Source organism: [Clostridium] celerecrescens 18A (genome assembly GCF_002797975.1).
Lineage (GTDB): Bacteria > Bacillota > Clostridia > Lachnospirales > Lachnospiraceae > Lacrimispora > Lacrimispora celerecrescens.
The window spans coordinates 2,182,389-2,208,538 of sequence record NZ_PGET01000001.1 but is presented as its reverse complement, the minus strand read 5'-3'; the positions used below and the strand labels follow the sequence as shown (position 1 = coordinate 2,208,538).

Genomic DNA, 26,150 nt, shown 5'->3' with positions numbered 1-26,150 from the left:
GGGATTAAATTTTAAAATTAAAATACTTAATTGCATTATTAAAGGAAATTCCCTCAATGATTTCTTTCAGAGAATCCTGATCATCCGGATACTCTCCGTTGTCTACCCAGCCGCCGACCAGCTCACAGAGGATTCTGCGGAAGTATTCGTGTCTGGTATAAGATAAGAAGCTTCTGGAATCGGTAAGCATTCCGATGAAATTTCCAAGGCAGCCTAAGTTTGCCAGGGAGATCATCTGCTCAGTCATGCCGGTCTTGTGATCGTTGAACCACCATGCAGAACCCTGCTGGATCTTTCCGGGGAATTTGCTCTGGAAGCAGCCAAGGATTGTGCCTATGGAGGCATTATCATTCGGATTTAAGGAGTAGATAATGGTTTTTGGGATCTCATCGGTTGCACTTAATGCATTTAAGAAATCAGCCATCTGTGCGGAAGGAGCATAATTGTTGATACAGTCGAAACCGGTGTCTGGTCCCAGATTTTCAAATGTCATGGCATTGTTGTCACGCTTACAGCCGTAATGAAGCTGCATCACCCAGCCCATGCGGTTGTATTCCTTTGCTGCGAACAACATGAAGGCGGTCTTGTATTTTAATTCATCGTCCTTTGTTATGGCTTTGCCGGAAAGTCCATTTGCAAAGATCGCATCAAGCTCTGCCTCATCGGCAGGAGCATACATAACATATTCAAGGGCATGGTCGGATACGCCGCAGCCCTGGCTGGTGAAATACTCCATACGGTTCCTTAAAGCAGTCTTTAAGGAAGCGAAATCCTTGATTTCCACTCCGCTGACAGAGGACAATTTTGCCATATAAGCTGCAAAATCCGGTTTTTCGATGTTCATGGCCTTGTCAGGTCTCCAGGCAGGAAGCACCTTTACTTCAAAGGCTTTATCATCGGCAATTTTCTGATGCCATTCCAGAGTATCGGCAGGATCGTCTGTGGTGCAGATCAGCTTGACATTTGACTGTCTGATCAAGTTGCGGACGCTCATGGAATCCTCCTGAAGCTTTTTATTGCACAGATTCCATACCTCTTCTGCTGTATTGCCGTTTAAATGGCCGGTATAGCCGAAATATCTCTGAAGCTCTAAGTGGCTCCAGTGGTAGAGTGGATTGCCGATCAGCCTCGGAAGGATCTCTGCCCACTTCTGGAATTTCTCACGGTCGGAAGCATCTCCTGTAATATATTTTTCATCCACACCGCAGGAACGCATCTGACGCCATTTATAATGATCGCCGCCTAACCATACCTGGGTAATAGTGTCAAACTTGCGGTCTTCATAGATTTCCTGGGGATTGATATGGCAGTGATAGTCTACGATAGGCATGTTTTCTGCATATGTGTGATAAAGCGTTTTTGCTGAATCGGTTGACAGTAAAAAGTCCTTGTCCATAAACTGTTTCATGATAGAGAGTCCTCCTTCAATATGTGAAATTAAAAATTAGTAGTACCTCGTTTTATCAGCTCCGGGGTGATGGTAGTTTTTCCCGGTACGTTTCCCTCTTCCAGAACCTTCATTAAAGTGTTCACCGTGGTGGTGCAAATGGCTTCCACCTTATTATCCACGGAAGTTATTTCCGGAGTTGTGCATCTGGAAAGAATGGAATTGTTGTATCCGATGATGCTTAAATCCTTAGGGATCGTAAGTCCTGCCTTGTCTGCATATTTTACGGCTCCAACAGCCAGAATATCCTCGGAAGCCAGTACTGCGTCGAAATAAACCCCGGAACGGGAAAGCATGTCCAGGCGTTCCATGGCCACATCTAAGTCCTTGCTGCAAAGTACCATAAGCTCATCCCGGATCATAAAACCGGCATCTCTTACCGCATCCCGGTAGCCGGAAAGCTTGTGTAAATTGCTGAAGGAATTTCCGGAATAGAGATAGAGCACTGAAGAACGGCCGGAGCGGTAAAGCCGTAAAGCAGCATCGTAAACTGCGGCGTGGTCGTCACAGACCGTGCAGTAGATCTGCTCCCCTTCCAGCTGTCCGTTGACCAGCATAATGGGGAGATCCTTTGCTGCCTCCAGAAGATAGGCATTGTCCTTTGCCTTTGCTTCTATATAATGGGAACCGGTCAGGATGATGGCATCCACCCGTTTGGACCGCAAAAGCTCCAGATACTTCTTCTTGGTTTCAGGAAGATAGCCGGTGCAGCAGAGAATGGAATCATATCCGTTGCCTCGTAATTCCTTTTCCAGATAATAGATGGCTTCCGCCAGCCATGGGTCGGAAGAATCGGCGCACATGATTCCAATGGTCTTCATCGTATTTAGCCCCAGGCTTCTGGCGAATACATTTGGGGTGTAACCCAGCTCTTCCATGACGGCGAGAACCCGCTTCCTGGTTTTCTCGCTGACATTGGGATTTCCGTTGATGACGCGGGAAACGGTGGCAATCGATACGTGAGCATGTTCGGAAACATCATAGATATTCAAAAACATCACCTCCGTAATTGTAAGTATTTACATACCCAGATTATTATACATAATTATGATAAATATTACAATCCCTGATTTATTGTTTTCGCAAATAAACCAATAAAATCCCTATCATTTTGTAAATACTTACAAATGTTTCGTATATGCGAAAATCATCTTGCTTTTTTCCGGTTTTCCGGAGTATACTAGGACATAGAAATGGAGGCCAAACCATGAAACTAAACAGAACGACGCAAAGAACCGTCGAGATCTTAAAGCTGATCTCCAGAACACCGGAGGGAGCGACTCTGGACGATCTATGTGAAAAGCTGGATCTTCCCAAGACCAGCGCTTACGATATTGTGACAACCCTTGCCGAGATGGGCATGGTCAATGTAGCAAGGGGTCAAAAGCAGAATTATACCATAGGCTTAATGGCTTACCGCATCGGAATTAATTATACCAATAATCTGGATTTTATCGGAATCATTGAGCCGGTGCTCAAGGCATTTTCCAAGGAAGTGGGAAAGACGGTCTTTTTTGGTATTCCGTCGGATCATCATGTGGTATACATATGTAAGTTCGAACCGGAAAATCCTATTATCACTACAGCAACTGTAGGTTCTAAAAATCCCATGTACTGTACCTCCCTGGGAAAGGTGATTCTCGCCTACAGCGATGAGGAGGCCAGAGAGCAGATGATCAACCGGCTGAAATTCACCCAGTACACCGAGAGAACCATCAGAAACAAAGGGCAGCTGCTGGAAGAACTGAAACAGGTACGGGAAAGAGGCTATGCATTTGATGCCAGGGAGATGGAGGAACATATGCAGTGTGTGGGAGCCCCGGTATTTGACCGGGATGGCAATGTGCTGGGAGCCATCAGCGTATCCAGTCTTTATAAGCCTTCCAATGATTATGAGGCTTTGGGAAAGCTGGTTTCCGAAAAGAGCATGGAGGTTTCCCGTTTGTTAGGCTTTCTTGGAAAAATATAAGGAATACCTGTTGACAAAATGGATGGAAACGATTAATATTTCAAGTATAGGAATCGTAAATATGAAATCAATTCGTATATACGAAATTAAAGAAGGAGAGTAAAAGGACGATGAAAAAAGAACAGGTTTTATCAAAGATGAAAAAAGACTGTCTGGTAGCTGTTGTTCGTGCAAAAGACTTTGAGCAGGGCGAGAAGGTAGTCGACGCCATCATTGCAGGCGGCATCAATTTTATTGAAATCACAATGACCATGGATGAAGGAAATCCAATTGAATTCATAGCAAAAATGTCTGAAAAATATAGCAAAAATGAAGAGGTTGTTATCGGAGCAGGTACTGTACTTGACCCGGAAACAGCGAGAGCAGCAATCCTTGCAGGTGCTAACTATGTTGTAAGCCCCGGCTTAAATGTTGAGACAATCAAGCTTTGCAACCGTTACAGAGTTCCTATGCTTCCAGGCGTTATGACACCTACCGAGGCTATTACCGCATTGGAGTGCGGCTGTGACGTCATCAAGATCTTCCCAGGCAACATCATGGGACCAGATGCGATCAGCTCCTTTAAAGGCCCGCTTCCTCAGGGTGACTTCATGCCATCCGGCGGTGTTGACGTTGACAACGTTGATAAGTGGATCAAGGCAGGAGCCTATGCCGTTGGTACCGGCAGCAGCTTGACAAAGGGTGCTAAGACTGGAGATTTTGCAGCAGTAACAGCGAAGGCAAAAGAATTTGTTGAGGCAGTAGCGGCAGCCCGCAAATAAAAACTAATTATAAAAATTAATAATAGAATTTTAGGAGAGAATACAAAATGGCAAAACTTGTAACCATGGGCGAGATCATGTTAAGATTATCTACCCCCAATAATGAGAAATTTATTCAGGCAGATGAGTTTGATGTAAACTACGGAGGCGGAGAAGCTAACGTAGCTGTTTCCTTAGCAAACTATGGACATGACGTTGAGTTTGTTACAGCAGTTCCTAAGAACCCCATCGGTGAGTGTGCGGTAGCTGCTTTAAGAAAATACAACGTGGGAACAAAGCACATTGCAAAATGCGGTGAAAGACTTGGTATCTACTTTTTAGAGACAGGTTCAGCCATGAGAGCATCTGCTGTCGTATATGACAGAGCACATTCCTCCATCGCTACAGCAACTGCAGCAAATTTTAACTTTGATGAGATTTTTAAAGATGCAGATTGGTTCCATTTCACAGGAATCACACCGGCAGTAAGTGATGAAGCAGCAGAACTGACTGAGACAGCTTTAAAGGCAGCTAAGGCTCATGGTGTAACCGTTTCCGTAGACTTAAACTTCCGTAAGAAATTATGGTCTTCTGAGAAGGCTCAGAAGGTTATGACAAACCTGATGCAGTACGTTGATGTATGCATCGGTAACGAAGAGGATGCAGAAAAGGTTCTTGGCTTTAAGCCAGGCAACACCGATGTAACTTCCGGCGAACTGGAATTACAGGGTTATGTTGACATCTTCAATCAGATGGTCGATAAGTTTAACTTCAAGTATGTGATCAGCTCCCTGCGTGAAAGCTACTCAGCTTCTGACAACGGCTGGTCTGCATGTATCATGGATGGTGCAACCCGTGAGTTCTACCACTCTAAAAAATACCGCGTTACCCCTATCGTTGACCGTGTAGGCGGCGGTGATTCCTTCGCAGCTGGTGTAATCTGCGGCCTGGCTGACGGCAAGGACTTTAAGGGTGCTCTGGAGTTTGGTGTTGCGGCTTCTGCATTAAAGCACACCATTCCTGGAGACTTCAACCTGGTGACCAGAGAAGACGTAGATACTCTGGCTGGCGGCGACGGTTCAGGACGTGTTCAGAGATAATTGATAAGAAATAGAGAAGGGGAGTCATTGGGCAATGACTCCCCTTTTAAAAAACTATGGAGGAAAGTTCAAGATGAGTGACAGACCTTTTGATTTACTGAGCCTTGGAGAATTGTTGTTACGCTTGTCTCCGGAAGGTGTGGAACGGCTTGTCCGGGGAGATTCCTTTCAAAAGCAGGTGGGCGGGGCAGAACTTAATGTTGCCGTAGGAGCGGCTCTTTTAGGGCTTCATACCGGCGTGGTTACCCAGCTTCCGTTTAATGATATAGGAAATTTTGTAAAGAGCAAAGTCCGTTCCTATGGAATCAGCGATGACTATTTTGTTTACGATAACAGCTCGAACGCTAGGCTTGGGCTATATTATTATGAATACGGAGCATATCCAAGGAAACCTAAGGTCATTTACGACAGAAAGAACAGTTCTTTTGTCCAGATCAGCACCTCTTCGTTTCCTGAGGAGATGTATACGGCAACTACCTGTTTCCACACTACAGGAATCACCCTGGCTTTGTGTGAGAATACCAGGAAGACAGCCATTGATATGATTAAAAAGTTCAAGCAGACAGGAACCATCATTTCTTTTGATGTGAATTTCCGTGGAAATCTCTGGACCGGTGAGGAAGCCAGAGCATGCATTGAAGAGATTCTTCCCTATGTGGATATTTTCTTCTGCTCAGAAGAGACGGCCAGACTGACCTTTAAGAAGGAAGGGACCGTTAAGGAAATGATGAAGAGCTTTACAGAGGAATATCCCATTTCCGTAGTGGCTTCCACCCAAAGGATCGTGCACAGCCCCAAGAGCCATACCTTTGGCTCTGTGATTTACGATGCTTCCAGAAAAGAATATTACGAGGAAGAACCATACCACAACATTGATGTTGTTGACCGGATCGGAAGCGGAGATGCTTATATTGCAGGTGCTCTATATGGTCTTTTAAGCAGCGGAGGGGACTGCATGAAGGCAGTCCAGTACGGCAATGCAACTGCAGCTTTAAAGAATACCATACCAGGTGATCTTCCAACTTCAGATTTGAGTGAGGTAAATACCGTTATAAAAGACCATAACGACAAGGGACCTCAGAGCGAGATGAGCAGATAAAATAAAGTAAATATAATACCGGCAAATGAGGCAGGATTTCCAGGAATCCTGCCTCATTCTCATATTCAATCCAGCGTTCGACAAATGAAAGCGGCAGGGCATAAATCCGACTTGTTTATTTAAACCTTTAAATATATAAAATTACTAATATAAGAGGAAATATATAAAAGTAAATTAAAATATTGACAAATAAATAAAAAGGTTATATATTAAAACTATACAATATGATGTATATTTTTTTGCGAATTTAATTTAAACGATTAAATAGATCGTATATGGCTGATGGATATCAATATCAATCGGCCAAAATTTAAAAAAGTTATTTAATCGTTTAAATAAATAAAATAATTTATTGGAGGGTTTATTATGGGAAGAAAGAAATTACTGGCATTGCTTCTGTCAACAGCTGTTGTATGTGGTTCACTAGCCGGCTGCGGCGCCAGCGGAACAGAAAAGCCGGAAGGGACTGTGGCCGGAAGTACTGAGTCCAAGGCAGGGGAAAGCAGTAAGACAGATTCAGCCGAAGCAGGAAAGAAAGTAACCATTGCGGTCTGGAATGAGCCGAGTAAGGACGAAGCTCTTAATATGTATTTACAGGCTGAAAAGGCAACAGGTATTGAAGTGGAAGTGACAGTGATCCCGGAAAGCGATTATTCCTCTAAATTGAACCAGATGGTTTCAACCGGGAATGATTCCGTTGACATCTATGTGATCTGGGAAAATGACATCGCTAACTTTGCCCAGGTAGGAGGAATTATTCCGCTTGATGATTATCTGGCCAAATCAACAATTAAAACAGATGATTTTATTGATGCGGTAGCAAAGCTGTCTGAGGGCCTGGGCGGTACCTATGGTTTGCCGTGGTGTGCGGCTACGGAAATTCTGTATTACAACCAGGATATGTTTGATGCAGCAGGTATTGTCTACCCGACGAATGACTGGTCTTATGCAGACTATAAGGCAGCGGCAGAGAAACTTACCCAAAAGGCAGCCGACGGTACGACTGAGGTATATGGAAGCGCACTTCCCAACACCCAGACCTGGTGGGCAGGGATCGGCGGTGCAGGTGATCAGGTCTTTGACCCGGCCAAGGGTCAGATGGTGATCGGCGACGGTGCGGTTTCTTTTGTCTCTGATGTGGCACAAATGGTCAAAAACGGTACCATGCCGGAACCTTCTTCCGATACTGCAGATCTTTTTGCGGCTGGAAAAGCGGCTATGAGCTGGCAGGGAAGCTGGAATATAGGAACTTATGGCGGTGGGCTTGCCTTTAACTGGGATATAGCCTCAATTCCTACCGACAAACTGAAATATAACACGTTACATACCGGTTTTTACAGCATTAATGCAAAGAGTAAGAATCAGGAATCTGCGTTTAAGGTAATTGAATACCTGATGGGCGAGGAAGGGCAGGCCATTAACTCTAAGGCAAGCGGCAATCCTTCTGCAATCAAATCCATAGCAGAAAAAGGAGCCTGGAAGGTGGAAAGCGTAACTACAATAGAAAACTGGGATGCCATAACAGACTCCTTAAAGGCCGGCGTATTTGGATATACATGCTTACCCTCCGGTGTAACCAACAATGCGGTCAGTGAATTTAACTCAGCGGTATTAGGACAGAAAACTCCGGAAGATGCGGTTAAGAATGCTTCCAACTATGCAAAGGAGACGATTGGCTATTAAGCTTTCATAAGGCCAGATGAAATAATTGAGCCAGGTACAGGAGCGGCCGCAGAACAGACGGAAAACGGAAGAAAAGCGGCCGCAAGGAGAGGTCATTTGTGCCTTTAAGCGAAAGGATCGTGAATGCTATGAAAAATGAGAAAAGGAAGCCGATAAATAAAAAGAAGCTTATGAATCATCTGACTGCATATGCTTTTTGTGCCCCATGGTTTATAGGATTTATATGTTTTACCTTATTTCCCATTGTTTTTATGTTTGCAGTGAGTTTGACAAACCGGAAATTAAACGGCATTTCAAATTTTGTAGGATTGGCAAATTACGTGAATATGGTTCAAAGCCCTACCTTTTGGAACTCCATAAAAGTAACCTTGTTTTTTACGGTTGTTATGATGGTGGTTACTACGATCTGGGCAGTGATTCTTGCTATGCTGTTGAATTATAAACAGAAATTAAACGGCATATTCCAGTTCTGTTATTTTCTTCCGTCCGTTATACCGACGGTTGCACTGGCGTATACATTCCGCACGATTTTCGGAAAAGAGGCAGGTCTTTTAAATGCCTTAATTTCACAGATGACTGCAAAAAATGTCATGGTGAACTGGCTGTATGACAAACACACCATATATCTTGCTGTATTTTTTATTACCCTGTTTACATACAACACCGGACAGATGATGCTGATCTTCCGCTCAGGCTTAAATGATGTTCCCGGAGAACTTTATGAAGCGTGTGACATTGACGGTGCAAGCCCGTTCCGGAAGTTTTTCGGCGTAACGCTTCCCATGATATCCCCCATTGTGCTGTTTAATGCGGTTATGGGCTGCATCAGCGCGCTTAACGGTTCCTTTGCACTGCTGTATCCATTGACAGGGGAAAGCGGGGATCCTGACGGGATGACCCAGGTTTTAAGCCTTTTGATTTATAAGGAAGCTTTCAGCAATATGAAAGTCGGATATGCCTGTGCGCTGTCGGTGGTTCTTTTTCTGATCGCCTGCGGTTTTGGGATCGGCATATTTGCAGTATCAAAAAAACTTGTCTATTACGAAAATTAAGGAGGAGAGGCCATGAATTCAGTAAAGGCAAAGAAAAAGGCAGGCAGGATTCTGATTTTTATTCTTAAGATTCTTGTTGCTGTTATCATGTTCTCTCCGATCATATGGGTGTTTTCGGGAGGATTTAAAAATTTAACAGAGTTCACCACCTCTTCTGATATCATCCCTAAGAATGTGACCCTGGAGAACTTTAACTATATCTTCTTTCATTCCAACTATTATTTATATGTAAGAAATACCGTTCTATTAATGGCAGGAACAACGTTAGGGACATTAATATCCTCTTCCTTTGTAGCCTATCCTCTTGCAAGAATGGAGTTTCCTGGGAAGAACTTAATATTTTCATTGATTGTGGGAACGATGATGATTCCGGGGATTGCCCTGATTATTCCCCAGTACATTATGTTTGGGAAGATCGGCTGGCTTGATTCCCTTCTCCCCATGATCGTACCGTCATTTTTTGCTTATCCCTATAATGTATTTCTTTTCCGGCAGTTTTTCCGGTCTATCCCAAAGGAACTGGATGAAGCAGCAACCATAGACGGATGCAGCAAGCTGGGTGTGTTTTTTAAAGTGCTGGTGCCTCTGTCAAAATCCACCTTTACCACAATCGGTGTGCTTTCCAGTGTATTCTGGTGGAATGAGCTGACCCAGCCGGTGTTCTATATTAACAGCGACAAGTGGAGAACGCTGACCATTGCATTAATGACTACATTTATGTATACTTCTGGTAATGCATTTGTTATTAACTGGCCGTCAATTATGGCAGCATCATCTCTTATGATTCTGCCCCCAATGCTTCTTTACCTGTTTGGTTCCAGATTCCTGGTTGAAGGGATCAAAACTTCCGGTTTAAAAGGATAGGGGAATGGGCTGCCATGAAGTGATGGATAAAGGAACGGAAAAAGAGGAAAGAGGGAGTATTACCATGACATTAAAAGAAATTGCTTCAATGGCCGGTGTATCCGTAGCAACGGTATCATATGTGCTCAATAATACGGCTCAGGTAAGTGAAGAGACAAGAAAAAGGGTAGAAAAGATCATAAAAGAAACAGGATACCGGTCCAATATCCTGGCGAAAAGTCTTCGGACAAATGAATCGTTCCTGATTGGAGTGATTGTTGAAGACATTACTGTCTGGCATACGGCCCATATCATTGACGGGATCAATGAAATTGCAGAAGCAAGAGGATATAATACCATCTTAAACAATTTAAGGCTTCTTAGCAAAATAGAATCTCAGTTTGAACATATTTCAAATTTTCAGAAGGACATCGACAAGGCGGTTGATGTTCTGATTGGAATGCAGGTGGATGGCATTATTTATGTGGGGATGCATGACCGCAAAATAAGCCATGTGCTTCATGATATAAAAAAACCGGTGGTTTATTGTTACTGTTATACGGATGGGGAAGGATCCTCGGTCCGCTATAGCAACGAAAAAACGGTTTACCAGATGACCCAGATGTTAATAAGTAATGGACACAAGGAGTTTGGCGTGATCAACGGGCTAAAGGGATCAGAGCCTGCTGCCCTTCGGTTTAAGGGCTTTCAGAGAGCCTTGGACGAGGCAGGGATAGAATTAAAGCCTGAGAACATTGTATGCGGAAACTGGAAGTACCGGGAAGGAAAGGAGGCAGCCGGAAAGCTTCTTAATAAAAAGAACTTTCCAACTGCGATCGTAGCGATGAACGACGATATGGCAGTAGGTGTTTATGATGCTGCGAGAGAACTCGGACTTAAAATTCCAGACGATATTTCAGTAACGGGTTTTGATAATGGAGATATTGTCCAGTATGTGACCCCAAGAATCACCACAGTGGAAAGACCTCTTCAGGAAATGGGATACCGTTCCATGGAGCTTTTGCTGGAAAGTATTCATGGAACCAGTGTGGGAGATGTAAACATCACCCTGCCCTGCGCCCTGATAGAAGGAGAGTCGGTAAAGAATCGGAACGAATCTGCGGTTTATGAATAAAAACTAAGTGAGGAAAAGATATGGAAGCTGGTAAGTTGACAACAATGGAATTAAAAAGCATTATAATTGATGATCCATTCTGGAACAGATATATTGATCTGGTGGATCATGTTATATTACCCTTTCAATGGGAGCTGATCAATGATCGGGTAGAAGGGGCCGAAAAAAGCTATTGTATCAGAAATTTCCGGATTGCCTGCGGCGATGAAAAGGGAGAACACAAGGGCGTGGTATTTCAGGATACGGATGTTGCCAAATGGCTGGAAGCCGCCGCCTATTCCCTCGCTAAAAAGAAGAATCCCGAACTGGAAGCCGCCGCTGACAGCGCCATCGATTTAATTGCCAGAGCACAGTGTGATGATGGCTATTTGAATACGTATTATACAATCACAGGCAAAAGACGGTGGTCTGACCTGTTTGAAGGTCATGAGCTTTACACTGCAGGACATATGATCGAAGCGGCTGTGGCATATTATGAAGCAACGGGCAAGAAGAAATTTCTTCATGTAGTATGTAAGTTTGCCGATTACATGTGTAAGGTGTTTGGCAGGGAAGAGGAGAAAATCCATGGCTATCCGGGGCACCCGGAAGTGGAGCTGGCACTGGTAAAGCTTTACCGGGTAACAAAAATGACAAAATATCTGGAACTGGCTGATTTTTTTGTACGGACCAGAGGGGAAAGACCTTGTTATTTTTTAAACGAAGACTGTATCAAGAATCAGAATTTCATCTTTCCGGAATTTAAGGATTTTGACCTGGATTATAACCAGTCCCACATGCCATTGAAAGAACAGGAAACAGCGGAAGGGCATGCGGTGCGGGCAGTTTATTTATACAGCGCCATGGCTGACTTGGCTTATGAATATCAGGATAAAGAACTGTTGAAACAGTGCGAAACCCTGTGGAACAACATTGTGGAAAAACGGATGTACATCACCGGAAGCATTGGTTCTGCATCCTATGGGGAGAGATTTACCACGGATTATGATCTGCCGAACAATTCAAACTATTCGGAATCCTGCGCCACTGTGGGGCTTGCCATGTTTTCCAACCGGCTGTTTCGGATCACAAAGGATGGAAGATATATGGACATAGTAGAAAAGGCATTATACAACACCCTTTTGGCGGGAATCGCCCTTGATGGGAAGCATTTCTTTTATGTCAATCCTTTAGAGGTGGTTCCGGAGATTGCTGAGAAGAATCCGACTTACCGCCATGTGAAGACCACAAGGCAGCTTTGGTTTGGCGTATCCTGCTGTCCGCCTAATATTGCAAGGACCCTTGCATCCCTGGGCAATTATATGTATGCTTCAGAGCAGAATACGATATACGTGAACTTATTTATAAGCAGCAGGATTGAAACCGGCCTTTGCTCCGGCCATGTGGAGCTTCTGCTCAGTTCTGATTATCCGGTAAAAGGTGATGTAACACTGGAAATCACTCCGGAAACAGACGGACAGGAGTTTACCGTAGGGATCCGGAAACCGTCCTATTCCGGCAAGGCGGAACTAAGTGTCAATGGTGTTAAGGAAGCCGTTTGCCTGGAAAAAGGATACTTATACCTGACCCGTAACTGGAAGGCAGGAGATAAGGTCACATTGGTTTTTGATGTATCTTTCCGTTTTGTAAGATGCAATCCCAGGGTACGTGACAACATCGGGAAGGTCTGCCTGATGAAAGGGCCTATGGTGTATTGCCTGGAGGAAACGGATAACGGCAAGTATCTGGCATCAGACATCATAGACAGTTCGGTGCCGCCTAAGGAAGAGTTTGACGAATCATTGCTTGGCGGAACCTTGTGTGCCGGACTGGAAGGTATGCGCATAGATTATTCCAGGGTGGGTGATTCCCTCTATGAAGAAGAAAAACCTTCTTATATAAATGATACGTTTAAGGCGATTCCTTATTGCTGCTGGAATAACCGGGGCAAGGGTGAAATGATTGTATGGTTGCGCGAAAAGTAAAAAAGGGCAATATAAAAGAAGATCCGGCAAGGTAACTTGCCGGATCTTCTTTTATTGAATAATAATAATGATCTAATTTCCGCATTCAATGCTGATCTCATTGAATTTCTCTAAAATGTGTTCCACATCCATATTGGACTTTTCGTTCCCCTCTTTATCAACGATGGCATTTCCCTGATGCATCATCAGCAGGCGGTTACCGTATTCTACGGCATACCGAAGGTTATGAGTGACCATAATGGTGGTCAAATGCTTTTCCTTCACAATCCGATCTGTCAGCTCCATGATGTTCTCGGCAGTTTTTGGATCCAGGGCAGCGGTGTGCTCATCTAAGATCAGGAATTCAATGGGAGTCATGGTGGACATGAGAAGAGCCATAGCCTGCCTCTGACCGCCGGAAAGTACGCCCACCTTTACATGCAGCTTATCCTCTAAGCCGAGGCCCAGGAAACGTAGCTGTTCCCTGTAATAGGATATCCGCTGCTTGTTGGTGCCGGGAAGAAGATTAAAGGGCTTTCCCTTAGTATCAGCCAGAGCCATATTTTCCAGGATGGTCATATTGGGACATGTGCCCATAGCCGGATTCTGGTAAACTCTTCCGATTCGACGCTGGCGCTTAAATTCCGGCATGTTTGTGATGTCGGCGCCGCCTACCAGGATGGAACCGCTGTCCAAAGGAATGCTTCCGCAGATGATGTTTAACAGGGAAGTCTTGCCGGAGCCGTTGCTTCCTACCACAGATACGAACTGCTGGTCTTTGATGGTAAGATTAAAGTTCTGGAACAGGCATATCTCATTGACCGTTCCCTGGTTGTAATATTTATTGATGTTTTGAAGTTCAAGCATGATGTTTCACCTTCTTTTCCCTGCCGTTGCTGAGTACCAGAATAGCCAGGAACAACACTGATGTGATCAGTTTTAAATCCGATGCTTCCATTCCAAGATAAATAGCAAAAGACACGCAGGCTTTGTAAATGATAGAGCCGATAATGACCGCGGTGGTGGATTTCACAAACCCAACCCGTTTAAACAGCTTTGTTCCAATGATTACATTGGCAAGACCAATTACAATGGTACCTGTTCCCATACTGATTTCAAAAAACCCTTTTTGCTGGCAGTATACGGAACCGGCCAGAGCAGCCAGGCCGTTTGCGATGGCAAGACCGATGATCTTAACCATGCCTTTGTCCTTGGCAAGAGAGGTAACAAGAGTTTCATTGTCACCCACAGCTCTTAGCAAATAGCCGGAGCGGGTCTTCAGATATTGGTCAAGCAAAAGCTTAACGATCACCACGATGACTACTAATATAATCACAACGCTGATATCTGCAAGCTTCCCGGGAAACAGGCGGTTTACAAAACTGTTTTCAAAGATGGAATCATTATTAAAAAATGGGACATTGGACTTTCCGGCTACCCTTAGGTTCACAGAATAGAGGGCAGTCATGACAATGATACCTGACAGAAGATCCCGTACCTTTAATTTAACATGGATGAAGCCGGTGATGCATCCGGCCAGGGCACCGACGGCAAAGGCAATCAATAGCGTTGCCGCCGGATTTATTCCGGCCAGGATCATGGTAACGGTAATTGCGCCTCCCAAAGGGAAGGTTCCATCGACAGAAAGATCGGGAAAATCCAGAATCTTATAAGTGATGTAAACGCCCAGTGCCATAATGGCATAGACCAGGCCTTCTTCCAAAACGCCAAGTATGATTGACATGGTTTAACTTCCTCCAATTATATTCCTTGTATTTAGCACTAGTGGGCAATTTCTGTAAAAATTTCAGCAGCAGAACCGGTGAGCTCTGACGGAAGGGTAATCCCCAGGTTTTCGGCAACCTTTGAATTTCCGTAGAATGCGGCTTCCTTGATCACTTCAAAATTTATTTCGCTTGCTTTTGCTTCGCCCTTTAATACCTTTGCGGCCATTATACCGGTCTGCTTGCCTAAGTCCACATAATCAAGACCAATGGAAGCCAGACAGCCGATTTTTACCTGTTCTACTTCACTGCCGAATACGGGTATGTTCTTCTTTCCGGCCTTATCCAGGATCAGAGGAAGAGAGCTTACTACGGTGTTATCCGTTAAGTTGTTTAAGCAGTCAACCTTTTCCAGAATGCTGTCAGTTGCCAGGGGGATATCAGCAGTTGCGGATACCGGGCCTTCTACGATTTCAAAGCCATAGGAAGCGGCTGCGGCTTTATATTCCTTGATTGCTGTTTCTGAGTTCACCTCACTGGTGCTGTAAAGGATGCCGATGGTCTTAGCATCGGGAAGAATCTTGCGGATCATTTCCAGCTGTTTTTCCACGGGAAGCTTATCACTGGTTCCGGTGATTTCCCCAACCGGAGTTCCATCCTCATTAGCCAGAGCCGCGGCAACCGGATCTGTAACTGCCGTGAAAATGACGGGAACGCTGGCCTTTTTTGCTCCGCTATAGGCAGCCTGAGCCATTGGGGTAGCGATGCCGCAGATCAAATCCACTTTTTTTGAAAGGAAGTTATTAACGATCTGGCTTGCGGTTCCTCCGTCTGCCTGTGCATTTTCATACATGACGGTTAAGTTTTTCCCTTCCTCGATCCCTTCTTCTGCAAGGCCCTGTAAAAAGCCTTCCCGGCAGTTATCAAGGGAACCGTGCTCTGCAAACTGTCCGACACCAATGGTATAGGATGTGCCGTCTGCAGCATTTCCAGCCTCAGTACCAGAAGATGCCTGGGTTGTAGAATTATTATCAGCAGGTTCTTCCGGAGCTGACTTGGAAGAACAGCCGGAGAGTGCGGCAGCTGCCATAGCAGCAAGTAACAGGGGTTTGATCGATTTTTTCATAATATTTCCTCCTTAAGATGGTTTCCGTTGAAAAGAAGAGGGAACGGATATCCTGAAAATAAAAAAAGTCCCAAGTACGCAAAAAAACGTACTTGAGACGAATCATACAATCCGCGGTGCCACTCAAATTGACTTTAAAAAAGTCCACTTTTCATATACTAACATATATGCCACGGGAAATAACGGTTGTGGTCTCCGTCAGCCCCTACTGGAACAATGGTTCGGGGCCGCCCTCAAAAGTCCATTCAGCTATCAGCTTTATACCGCACTCGCACCAACGGCGGCTCTCTGAAATATTGCCTGGAAAGCTTACTCTTCTTTTTCAACGGTTTATTTTTATTTCATTTAAACAGTATATTAATACGTCTGTATGGATTTGTCAACTGTTAATTAGAAAAAGTCAGAAATTGCCTGTCTGCCTACCTGCCTATCAGTTCATATGTCACATATGGATGGGAAAGGTGATAACCGAGTTTTTCTGCTAAAGCTACAGAACGTAAGTCATGAGCATCCCAACTTGGATAAACATTTCGTTCCAGGCTTTCAAGGATCAATTTTGCTCCGCATACTGTCGCTAGTCCCTTGCCTCTATAATCGGGTTTTGTATCTATCTCAATTTCAATACCATTATTATAAACAGCATAAGGGGAAGCACCTGCCACCAATTTACCATTGTGTAATATTGATACCCCGAATGCCCGGCGCTGATAGTCAGCATAATCTTTAAACTGAGAACATAAATCCACGGACCATGCTTCCTGTCCAGCTAATTCATATACTTCTTTGTCTATCATCCGAAGCTCATAACAGTCATCGAGACCATTAATGAAAGAAGCCAGTCTTGCTTTATCAAAAACATCTGGTTCCTTTTTAATTGCATAGCGAAATATTTTACTTACACGACCATCAAAAAAATTCTCGATCAGTGCTTCCCAAGCGTTATCTTTCGGTATGAGCAGCTTTTCTCCTTCTAAATCATGAAAAAGGGCGGTATTTGACTGGCCTGCGAAAAAGCAGAAGTCACCGATTTCAATCATTGCAGACGCGGGATTTTTTTCATTATCTAAGACAATGTTTCCCATATGACCTTGCAAACATGACCATATTAGAGCTTCATCCCAATCATTAAACATGGCTTCAACCTTGCTGTGCATATTCATCACCTTACTTTCTGATGAAAGCTAATATAAATTACCTTTATATCACCTTTCATTGTTATCGGAAAATTATACTATATTAATTGCTATCCATCCATTTATTTTTTTGATTACTGCGGAAATTCTACTTTTCGTAAGTGCGATCGGAGAGAACGTAATATTATAACAAGAAAATGAACATGGCATTAAAGTAAAAATAATTCCAGCAAAAATGTGAAGAAAAAAATATGCTTATGAGTGCAAATGTGTTAAACTATAAACACTATTTATTATCGGAGGTTTGTCCATGAAAAAGTTGTTAATCGTAGTAGATATGCAAAAGGATTTTATCGACGGCTCCCTGGGAACGCCCGAGGCGGTGTCTATCGTTCCTAAGGTAAAAAGAAAAATAGAGGAATATCAGGCAGCAGGAGATGAAGTGATCTTCACCCTGGATACCCATGAGGAGAATTATCTTAATTCTCAGGAGGGGAAAAAACTACCGGTCGTTCACTGTGTCAGGGGAACAGCCGGATGGGAGCTTGATAATTCCTTAAAGGAATTTCAGGGGATACGTTTTGAAAAAAACACGTTTGGAAGCTCAGTGATTGGAGAATATGTGACAGAAAGAGAATATGAATCCATTGAACTGGTGGGTTTATGTACGGACATCTGTGTGATTTCCAATGCCCTGTTGGTCAAAGCTTTTCTTCCTGAGACTCCGGTGCTGGTGGACTCCTCCTGCTGTGCGGGTGTGACTGTAAAAAGCCATGAAAATTCGTTAGAGGCTATGAAGATGTGCCAAATCGAAGTTTTATAGAATCAATAAAAATACCGGGTTGAACTTAAGTTCTCCCGGCATTTTTGTAATCAGACATAAATGTACTGATCTATTTTATTTCATCAATCTCTCCAGATCCTGATAAAAGCCAGGATAAGAGATATTCACGCATTCTGCGCCTAAGATTTCTGTTTCTCCTTCTGCACAAAGCCCTGCAACTGCAAAGGTCATGGCGATCCGGTGATCCAGCTTGCTGTCTATGACAGCACCGTGAAGAGGCTTTCCGCCTCTGATGATCATGCCATCCTCTGTTTCCTCTACATCGGCTCCCATGGCAGATAAATTCCTCACCATAACCTCAATGCGGTTGGATTCCTTTACTTTTAATTCCGCTGCATCCTTTATAATGGTTTCGCCCTCTGCGAAGCAGGCCATGGCAGCGATCATGGGAAGCTCATCGATGAGGGTAGGGATAATAGCACCGCCGATAGTAATACCTTGCAGAGAGCCGGATTTTACCAGAATATCCGCAGTAGGTTCCCCGGAATCCGTATTCACCTTCAACAGAGTGATATCAGCACCCATATCCCGGCAAACGTGAATGATCCCATCCCGGGTAGGGTTAATTCCGACATGCTTAATTAGTATTTCTGATCCCGGAATCATCAGGCCTGCCGCAATAAAGTAAGCAGCAGAAGAGATATCCCCCGAAACAACGATCTTATTCCCGTAGAGTTCTTCAGCGGGAGCGATGCAGGCGGTGGTTCCTTCTGTCTTAACATTGGCCCCAAAATATTTCAGCATGATTTCCGAATGGTTTCTGGATACATAAGGTTCCGTCACCTTTGTTTCGCCCTCTGCATACAGTCCGGCTAATAGGATGCAGGATTTTATCTGGGCGGAAGCTACCGGGCTTGTATAATGGATGCCGTGAAGCTTTTTACCTCCTATGGAAAGAGGAGCACAGCCATTTTCCTTTACGCTCTTTATATCAGCCCCCATTAAGGATAACGGGTCCATAATGCGCTTCATAGGTCGTTTTTGAATGGATTCGTCACCGGTTAAGGTTATATCAAAATCCTGAGCAGCCAGAAGACCGGAGATCAGGCGTGTGGTGGTTCCGCTGTTTCCGCAGTCTAAGATTGTTTCCGGTTTTTTTAAGCCCCGGAGTCCATTGCCATGGACAATGACAGTGTCCTGGTTGTTTTCAATCTGAATTCCCATTTTCTTAAAGCAGGAGATGGTGGAAAGGCAGTCGGCCCCCTGGAGAAAGTGGCTGATTTCCGTGGTTCCTTTTGCAATAGAACCAAACATCACGCTGCGGTGAGAGATGGACTTGTCACCTGGTATGGTTATTTCGCCCTTTAAAGGGGAGGCTTTTGTGAATTTCATAGGAATCCTCTCTTTTAATTTGAAATTAAATCGTAGTGGTACCGTTCCAGCTGTTTCCATGCGTTGTCCATGGTTTCTTTGTCATAAAACGCAATCCTTAAAGTTCCCTCTCCGTGCTCCCTGTTGTGGTTGATGCCGATGTTCTTAATGCTGATGCCCTTAGCGGCCAGGATGACGGATAAGGTGGAAATAGCACCTACTTCGTCAGCCATATCCACCGTGAAGGAATAATCCGGTGCAATGAGGCCCGGTACCTTTTCTGAAAAGGAGTTGCGGTAATCCCTGGAGGTTTCAAACAGCTGGTAAATCGATTGTTTGTCATTTGCCTTAAGCTCACCCAGGACTTGACTTAAAGAGGCAATATAGCGTTCCAGAATCACAGAAAGATTCTGGTTGTTTGTCATACAGATCTGTTCCCACATTTCCGGAGAGGAAGAAGCGATTCTTGTAATGTCCTTAAAGCCTCCGGCAGCAAGCCGTTTCATAAGCCCTTCTTCATTATCGGAAGCCTTCACAAGGTTCACCAGACTGGAGGCTACGATATGGGGCAGATGACTGATTGCTGCGGTAATAAAGTCATGTTCGCGATAATTGAGGACGAGGGGAATGGAGCCGATCATGTTTGCGATCCGCACCAGGCGGCTTACCTGTTCCTCGGTAGAAGACTGGGTAGGAGTAATGATATAATAAGCATTCTCAAGCAAATGATCGGTGGAGCTCTCATATCCGGTCTTTTCCGAACCGGCCATAGGGTGGCCTCCCACAAACCTATTTTCCATGCCAAGACGGCTTACTTCCTCATGAATATCTGTCTTGGTGCTTCCTACGTCGGTAATGATGGCTCCAGGCTTTAAGAAAGGCTGGATTTCTGACAAATACTTTGCATTGTATTCCACAGGAGTACAGAGGAAGATAAGATCGCATTCCCGGAGTTCTTCTCCGATTCCGTCTAAGATGACATCAACGATCCCGTCTTCTTTTGCCTGCAAAAGCCTGGAACGGGTGCGCATGTAGGCCATGATTTTTGTATTTGGTTCTTCACGCTTGATCCCTCTGGCGATAGAACCGCCGATGAGACCAAGCCCGATAAAGGCAATGGTGGCATCGCTCATTCACATGTCCTCCCCGCAAGCCTGGCGTAAGGTTTTAATTCATCGATCAAATTATCAAACTGTTCAAAGGTCAGGGACTGGGGGCCGTCTGACAGGGCGCAGGCTGGGCATGGATGAACTTCCACGATGATCCCGTCAGCACCTACTGCTATGGCAGCCTTGGAGATCGGCTCAATATAAGCCCGTACTCCTGTTGCGTGGCTTGGGTCAATGATGATTGGTAGGTGGCTCTTAGCGCGGATAACCGGTACGGCACTGATATCCAGGGTGTTTCTGGTAGCAGTCTCGAAGGTACGGATTCCCCGTTCACAAAGCACGATATTTGTATTTCCTTCAGAAGCAATGTATTCTGCGGCATTCAGCCATTCATCAATGGTAGCGGACAGGCCTCTCTTAAGCAGAACCGGGATGCCGGTCTTTCCTGCTTCTTTTAAAAGCTCAAAATTCTGCATATTCCGTGCACCGATCTGGATCATGTCCACATATTTTACGGATGTTTCAAGAGCCCGCAGGCTTGTGACTTCACAGACTATGTTAAGCCCGGTGGCTTCCCTGGCCTCCTTCATGTATTTCAGCCCTTCCTCCTCAAGACCCTGAAATGCGTATGGAGAGGTTCTGGGCTTATAGGCACCGCCGCGCAGGAACTGTGCGCCTGCTTTTTTTACTGCAAAAGCAGTTTCAAGTACCATATCGTGATTTTCTATGGCGCATGGACCTGCCATTATGGTGAGATGGCCTGGTCCGATTTTTGCGTTTCCAATGGTTATAACGGAATCTTCCGGATGAAATTTTTTATTCACCAGCTTGTAGGTTTCGGTCACAGCAACGATCTTGTCAACACCTTCCAACATCTCGATGTTTGCGCCCTGGAGTTTCGTCTTATCGCCTACAACGCCTACGATTGTTACTTCCGTCCCTTTTGATAAATGAGCCTGAAGTCCGTTTGATTCGATTAAGTCTTTTATTTTACCAACAGCTTCCTCGGAAGCGTTAGGCTTCATAATAATGATCATGTTTTTTATGTCCTCTCTTTTGCAAATATATCCCCCATTGTAATCCATTGCAGGAAAGTTGTCAACGCTTTTACACGTTAAACTTCGACGCTTTAACGTAAATTATTATATAAGAAAAGGTTTCAGGCATATCCAGCAAAGAAAAACAGAGTGGAATATTTAAAATCATTGTGATAGAATAATTACCATAACAGCAGAAGCAATAGTATTTCCGCATGTAATGATCCTGCGGCCGGGCAGCGAGTCGCTGCCGGGAATTTCATGGTTTAGGCAAAGGCCATAATCTGCTGCGAGGTACTACCGCACATTGCATGTGCCTGCGCCTGCGGCTTGTACATCTTCGCATCTTACGGCATCATGTTTGTATTGCTTCTGTTGTTTTTTGAGGAATAAGAAGGAATTTAAGAATATAACTACGATGGAGGAGCCGATGTATCATACAGATTTATGGAAATACTGCACGAAGGAGTATTGCAGGGACATGCTATTATCTTTCCGGCTTTTGGGGAATACCAGCTGGCCGGACCAGAAGGTAATGGCATGTCTTTATGCGTTCAGCAACCATACAGAACGCCATTACCGCACCGTCCGTATTCCAAAGAGAGACGGAAGGCAGCGGAGCCTCATGGTACCGGATTATATGCTGATGAGAATACAGAGGAATATCCTGCATCATATCCTGGATGGGTATGCGGTCTCAAGCAGCGCCACCGCCTACCACAAAGGTGCAGGAGTGGTGTCCAATGCCAGGGTTCATACAGGAAAACATGTGGTGGTGAAGCTGGATATCAAAGATTTCTTTGGCAGCATTTCATTTCCAATGATTTTAAAGAGCGTTTTTCCCGTCCGGTATTTTCATCCTGCAGTAGGAACCATGCTGACTGCCTTATGCTGCTGCAACGATTTTCTGCCTCAGGGGGCTCCCACTTCCCCTGCAGTTTCCAATCTGGTTATGAAGCATTTTGATGAATCCATAAATAAATGGTGCGAAAATAAAGGAATTTCCTATACCAGGTACTGTGATGATATGACGTTTTCCGGTGATTTTAACCCGGGCCTGGTCATTCGGAAGGTCTCCGGCTTTTTAAATTCCATGGGGTTTGAACTGAATGAAACAAAGACCAGGATTCTATACCGCAATGGCAGACAGGCGGTAACGGGAATTGTGGTCAATGAAAAACTGCAGGTTTCCCTGGATTACAGAAGGAAACTGCGGCAGGAGATTTTTTACTGTCAGAAATACGGGGTAAATTCCCATCTGAAAAGGATCGGAAATGCTGCGGGAATTCCGGAGAATCAGTATCTTCTTTCTCTTTTGGGAAGAATACAGTATATCCTTTTGGTAAATCCTGAAGATCAGTGGTTTCAGGAGGCGGAGCAGAAGCTTTTGGCTGTACTTGGGAGGAAATCAGAATAATGGATGCAAATAAAAATATAACCCTATTGATAGCGGACGATGAAGCGGCGATCCGCAATGGGCTGTCTACGGTTGTGCCCTGGGAGCAGTTTGGTATTACCATCGTGGGCACTGCAGAGGATGGCAGGGAGGCTTATGAGATTATTAAGTCCTGCAATCCAGACATTGTCATTACCGATATCCGTATGCCGGGCATGGATGGGCTGCAGCTGATGGAACAGGTAAAAAATGAAAAGCTGCAGACCAACTTTATTATTTTAAGCGGATATGGAGATTTTAAATATGCGCAGAAGGCAATTCAGCTGGGAGCTAAGAATTATTTTCTAAAGCCAATTAAGATTGATGAACTGGTGACGGAGATCAGACAGCAGAAAGAGGAGATCCTCCAGTCCAACCATATCCATTCCTATTCCGCCTATTTAAATGTTAAGTCAGAGCCAAAAGAAAAATTCTTAAAGAGACTTTTAAAGAACGAATTTTATTCCTATGATGAGATAAAGGATGAAATCGGGCGGCTGGAACTTAAGTTAAATGACAGTCCTTTCCGGGTCATGGTTTTTTCCATTCAGGGGAAAGAGGACGGGGAACAAGAGGATGAGTTCCAGCAGATCAATTATCTGATGGATATTGTGAGTGAAGAACTTCAGGAAACCAGATATGAATTTCTTATCTCAAGCTCCAGCGAGCTTTTGACGATCATCCATACCATGCAGCCGGGAGATCTGCCTGTGAATTACCGTTATCTTGCGGTCCGGTGCCTAAAACGGGTGAACCGGGATTCGACTATGGATTTAACGGTCGGAATCGGTAAGGAAGGAGCTTCGCTTACGGACTGCTCCAATTCCTATAAAACAGCCCTTATGTGCCTGTCCTACAGCTTTTATGAGACGGATCATAAGATCTTTGATGAGAGCATTCTGTGCACTGCGCCGCCGCCTGCAGCAGCGAATCAGATGGATTATAATAATCTGATGTATTCGATTGCCATGAACCGGACGGAGCAAATACGGGAGTTTTGCCGGGAATATTTTTCCAAACTTCTTTATGTGCCGATGCCCCCACCCAATTATATCCGTGGGATGTGTATTTATCTGATTACGGATATTCAGAAGGAACTGGGAAGCGGAAAAGAGTTTTCCCAGGCGGAAGTCATCCTCCCCATTAATACCATACGTACCTTTGAAGAACTGAAGGCCTATATGGAGGATTTTCTGGAAGCGTGTGCCGGAAAGCAGGGATCCGGAGAGAGCGGGCCGAAGAACCAGATCATTCAGGCGGCGGAGTATTATATCAAGTCCCATATGGGAGAAAAAATTCTGGCCAAGGACGTGGCAAGACACGTTAATCTCAGTGATGTTTATTTTACCAGTTATTTTAAATTAAAGACGGGAATCAATTTCAGGGATTATGTGATCCGGATCAAAATGGATCATGCTAAGGGGCTGATGGAGCGGATGCCGGATATGCCGGTGGCGGAAGTGGCCGCTGCAACCGGCTACGACGATTACCGTTCCTTCTACCGGGTTTTCAAACAGAACACAGGTGTCTCCCCCTCGGATTACAACAGAAACAGCGGAAAAACACTGTAATTTGGAAAGGCAGATATGATAAAACGGTTAAAAGAAACGGTTTTTAAATTCATTGGAGACAGGAAGATCGCTTCCAAAATCCGGATTTGCATGTTCAGCATTGACATCATGCTTACTATTTTTATTTGCATTTTTGCGAGAGGATATTTTAACAAGCTCTATTATGAAGAAGTGGAAATGCAGATGCAGGATACCATGAATGTGATTTCGGAATCCTTAAATAACATGTATGATACCTTGCTTACGAATGTAATCAGCTTTGCTTCCACCCCTGCCATACAAAGGGTGGTCGTAAGCGGCCGGGATCAGAACAACTATTTAAACCAGGAAGGGGTTCAGGTCCAGCTCATCAACCTAATAAGCAGCAACAGTATGATTGAGTCGGTGTTTATGGTCAATAAGGATGGGACCTGCAATACGGTATATGCTTATGGGGTGAGACCGGAGAAAAACTTATCCGATTTCCTGGCTGATTATGGAGCCATTGGTGAAATCACCTGGCTCCCTAACTGTCAGAGCCCTTTTTTGCAGCAGCAAGACGTAATTCCCATTGTGATTCCATTATCAACGCTGACTCCCGGCGATAATGTGGTGATAACCACGAAGGGAGAAGAAGTTGCTACCAGACTGGTGGTCCTGTTAAATCTGCAGAAATTTCAAAGCAGGCTGTCCTTATCCAATGCCAATTATTTTGAACGCTCTTATTTTGTGGTGGATTCCAAGGGAAATAACATCAGCCTTAAAAATCCCCAGTCCATGAGAATGGTGTTAGAAAGCCAGGATTTTATCCGGGGAGTAAAGGAAAATAATAAGGACACCCAGATCCGCCAGATAGCGGATTTGACGGACAATGTAGTTTATTCCCAGATGCTTCCGTTTTCGGACCTTCAGCTGATCAGCGTTCTCTCGAAAGAATCTTTAAACAGGAAGATCGCTGCCATGAATCAATTCATCGTCTTAATGGGCGGTGCCGGTCTGATATTTTCTGTTGTATTTTCCGCTCTTTTGTCTAAGTTTATCACTTCGCCTCTGGAACGGCTTATGGAGAGCATCCGGCAGATCAAGGAGAATCAATATGACGAGCCATATGAAACAAAATACGATGATGAAATCGGACAACTGAATGCAGCGGTCAATTCCATGCACTGTACCATTCAGTCTCAAATCAGCCAGATCAAGAAAGATGAGCATGAAAAATACCAGCTGGAGATACAACTTCTGGCAGAACAGATTAATCCTCATCTGCTCTATAATACGCTGGAAGGCATCAACCTTGAAGTGCTGAACAACCACACTTTAGTGGCATCATCCATGATCAATAATCTTGGGACCTTTATGCGGATTGGTTTGAACTATGGGGATGAGCTTATCATGGTCAGGAATGAAATCGCCCATGTGGAAGCTTACATCAATATCATGAACCACAGGACCAATAAGTCTATTTCCTTCCAGTCCTATGTAGAGGAGGAGCTTAATGAGTATCGGATTCTCAAATTGATTTTACAGCCCCTGGTGGAAAACTCCATCAAGCACGGCTTTCGGGATGAGAAGTGGGGGGAGGCGGTGTGCATTCCTTCCATTGATGTTCGTTTTTACCGGAAAGAGGACTGGATTTACATTGAAGTCACTGATAATGGCTGCGGCATTGATATAGAGAAAGCCCACGACACCATTTACCGGAATGAACCGGCAGGGGGCCATCATATCGGGCTTCATAATGTTTATACAAGATTAAAAATATATTACGGAGAAGCGGAGATGGATTTTCAGACCATTCCATATTACAGGAATAGTGTGGTGATCCGCATTCCCGGAAAATAAGAAGCATAAGTGAGGTATCCCAAATGCC

Annotated in this window: 22 protein-coding genes and 1 other annotated feature; of the genes, 13 read left to right on the top strand and 9 right to left on the bottom strand. The window is 44.4% G+C overall.

Features of this window, described 5'->3' with window-relative positions:
• Positions 1-4: 4 nt before the first annotated feature.
• Positions 5-1,408, bottom strand: a complete 1,404-nt coding sequence (gene uxaC / locus H171_RS10240; RefSeq protein ID WP_100305048.1) for a glucuronate isomerase — start codon at positions 1,406-1,408, stop codon at positions 5-7.
• Positions 1,409-1,437: 29 nt separating this feature from the next.
• Entirely contained in the window at positions 1,438-2,439 is a 1,002-nt protein-coding gene (locus tag H171_RS10235) for a LacI family DNA-binding transcriptional regulator (RefSeq protein ID WP_100305047.1), read from the bottom strand.
• Between the two features lie 215 nt (positions 2,440-2,654).
• Here H171_RS10235 and H171_RS10230 point away from each other — a divergent pair, with 215 nt between their 5' ends.
• The 9 genes from H171_RS10230 to H171_RS10190 all read left to right on the top strand — a co-directional run bounded on the left by H171_RS10230 (position 2,655) and on the right by H171_RS10190 (position 13,032).
• Positions 2,655-3,416 (top strand): IclR family transcriptional regulator, encoded by a 762-nt coding sequence (locus tag H171_RS10230; RefSeq protein WP_025232601.1) that lies wholly within the window; start codon positions 2,655-2,657, stop codon positions 3,414-3,416.
• 110 nt (positions 3,417-3,526) lie between these two features.
• Entirely contained in the window at positions 3,527-4,177 is a 651-nt protein-coding gene (locus H171_RS10225) for a bifunctional 2-keto-4-hydroxyglutarate aldolase/2-keto-3-deoxy-6-phosphogluconate aldolase (RefSeq protein WP_100305046.1), read from the top strand.
• A gap of 47 nt (positions 4,178-4,224) precedes the next feature.
• A complete protein-coding gene (locus tag H171_RS10220; protein WP_100305045.1) occupies positions 4,225-5,256 on the top strand; it encodes a sugar kinase in 1,032 nt (343 codons plus the stop codon).
• A gap of 73 nt (positions 5,257-5,329) precedes the next feature.
• Entirely contained in the window at positions 5,330-6,355 is a 1,026-nt protein-coding gene (locus H171_RS10215) for a sugar kinase (RefSeq protein WP_100307486.1), read from the top strand.
• 366 nt (positions 6,356-6,721) lie between these two features.
• Entirely contained in the window at positions 6,722-8,038 is a 1,317-nt protein-coding gene (locus H171_RS10210) for an ABC transporter substrate-binding protein (RefSeq protein ID WP_100305044.1), read from the top strand.
• Between the two features lie 98 nt (positions 8,039-8,136).
• The gene (locus tag H171_RS10205) at positions 8,137-9,090 is read left to right on the top strand and encodes a carbohydrate ABC transporter permease (RefSeq protein WP_207655182.1); all 954 of its coding nucleotides are present in this window, start codon (positions 8,137-8,139) and stop codon (positions 9,088-9,090) included.
• A gap of 12 nt (positions 9,091-9,102) precedes the next feature.
• Positions 9,103-9,954 (top strand): carbohydrate ABC transporter permease, encoded by an 852-nt coding sequence (locus H171_RS10200; RefSeq protein WP_100305043.1) that lies wholly within the window; start codon positions 9,103-9,105, stop codon positions 9,952-9,954.
• A 64-nt stretch (positions 9,955-10,018) separates the two neighbouring features.
• The gene (locus H171_RS10195) at positions 10,019-11,068 is read left to right on the top strand and encodes a LacI family DNA-binding transcriptional regulator (protein ID WP_166433605.1); all 1,050 of its coding nucleotides are present in this window, start codon (positions 10,019-10,021) and stop codon (positions 11,066-11,068) included.
• Between the two features lie 20 nt (positions 11,069-11,088).
• On the top strand, positions 11,089-13,032 hold the full coding sequence (locus H171_RS10190; RefSeq protein WP_100305041.1) for a glycoside hydrolase family 127 protein: 1,944 nt from the start codon (positions 11,089-11,091) through the stop codon (positions 13,030-13,032).
• A 72-nt stretch (positions 13,033-13,104) separates the two neighbouring features.
• Here the strand turns inward: H171_RS10190 and H171_RS10185 are convergent, their stop codons facing one another.
• The 4 genes from H171_RS10185 to H171_RS10170 form a co-directional block, all read right to left on the bottom strand.
• On the bottom strand, positions 13,105-13,878 hold the full coding sequence (locus H171_RS10185; protein WP_100305040.1) for an ABC transporter ATP-binding protein: 774 nt from the start codon (positions 13,876-13,878) through the stop codon (positions 13,105-13,107).
• On the bottom strand, positions 13,871-14,755 hold the full coding sequence (locus tag H171_RS10180) for an ABC transporter permease (RefSeq protein WP_100305039.1): 885 nt from the start codon (positions 14,753-14,755) through the stop codon (positions 13,871-13,873). Before H171_RS10180 ends, H171_RS10185 begins: the two co-directional genes overlap by 8 nt.
• Before the next feature lie 38 nt (positions 14,756-14,793).
• Positions 14,794-15,861, bottom strand: coding sequence for an ABC transporter substrate-binding protein (locus H171_RS10175; protein WP_100305038.1), 1,068 nt, complete (start codon positions 15,859-15,861; stop codon positions 14,794-14,796).
• Positions 15,862-15,951: 90 nt separating this feature from the next.
• Positions 15,952-16,196, bottom strand: a binding site (T-box leader).
• An 84-nt stretch (positions 16,197-16,280) separates the two neighbouring features.
• Complete coding sequence (locus H171_RS10170) at positions 16,281-17,015, bottom strand: GNAT family N-acetyltransferase (protein ID WP_330404203.1); 735 nt, start codon at positions 17,013-17,015, stop codon at positions 16,281-16,283.
• Between the two features lie 289 nt (positions 17,016-17,304).
• On the opposite strand from H171_RS10170, the gene H171_RS10165 reads away from it, so the two are divergent.
• The gene (locus H171_RS10165; protein WP_100305036.1) at positions 17,305-17,817 is read left to right on the top strand and encodes a cysteine hydrolase family protein; all 513 of its coding nucleotides are present in this window, start codon (positions 17,305-17,307) and stop codon (positions 17,815-17,817) included.
• A gap of 75 nt (positions 17,818-17,892) precedes the next feature.
• Here the strand turns inward: H171_RS10165 and aroA are convergent, their stop codons facing one another.
• The 3 genes from aroA to aroF are packed head-to-tail and all read right to left on the bottom strand — an operon-like array spanning position 17,893 to position 21,295.
• Positions 17,893-19,170 (bottom strand): 3-phosphoshikimate 1-carboxyvinyltransferase, encoded by a 1,278-nt coding sequence (gene aroA / locus H171_RS10160; protein WP_100305035.1) that lies wholly within the window; start codon positions 19,168-19,170, stop codon positions 17,893-17,895.
• Between the two features lie 14 nt (positions 19,171-19,184).
• On the bottom strand, positions 19,185-20,282 hold the full coding sequence (locus tag H171_RS10155; RefSeq protein WP_100305034.1) for a prephenate dehydrogenase: 1,098 nt from the start codon (positions 20,280-20,282) through the stop codon (positions 19,185-19,187).
• Entirely contained in the window at positions 20,279-21,295 is a 1,017-nt protein-coding gene (aroF, locus tag H171_RS10150; RefSeq protein WP_100305033.1) for a 3-deoxy-7-phosphoheptulonate synthase, read from the bottom strand. Before aroF ends, H171_RS10155 begins: the two co-directional genes overlap by 4 nt.
• Positions 21,296-21,725: 430 nt before the next feature.
• Between aroF and H171_RS10145 the strand changes: the two genes are divergently transcribed.
• Genes H171_RS10145 through H171_RS10135 form a run of 3 tightly spaced genes read left to right on the top strand, consistent with a single transcriptional unit; the run spans position 21,726 to position 26,122 of the window.
• A complete protein-coding gene (locus tag H171_RS10145) occupies positions 21,726-22,712 on the top strand; it encodes a reverse transcriptase family protein (protein ID WP_100305032.1) in 987 nt (328 codons plus the stop codon).
• Positions 22,712-24,301, top strand: coding sequence for a response regulator (locus H171_RS10140; protein ID WP_100305031.1), 1,590 nt, complete (start codon positions 22,712-22,714; stop codon positions 24,299-24,301). The genes H171_RS10145 and H171_RS10140 overlap by 1 nt, the downstream gene beginning before the upstream one ends.
• A 15-nt stretch (positions 24,302-24,316) precedes the next feature.
• The gene (locus H171_RS10135; RefSeq protein WP_100305030.1) at positions 24,317-26,122 is read left to right on the top strand and encodes a sensor histidine kinase; all 1,806 of its coding nucleotides are present in this window, start codon (positions 24,317-24,319) and stop codon (positions 26,120-26,122) included.
• The last annotated feature ends 28 nt before the right edge of the window (positions 26,123-26,150 follow it).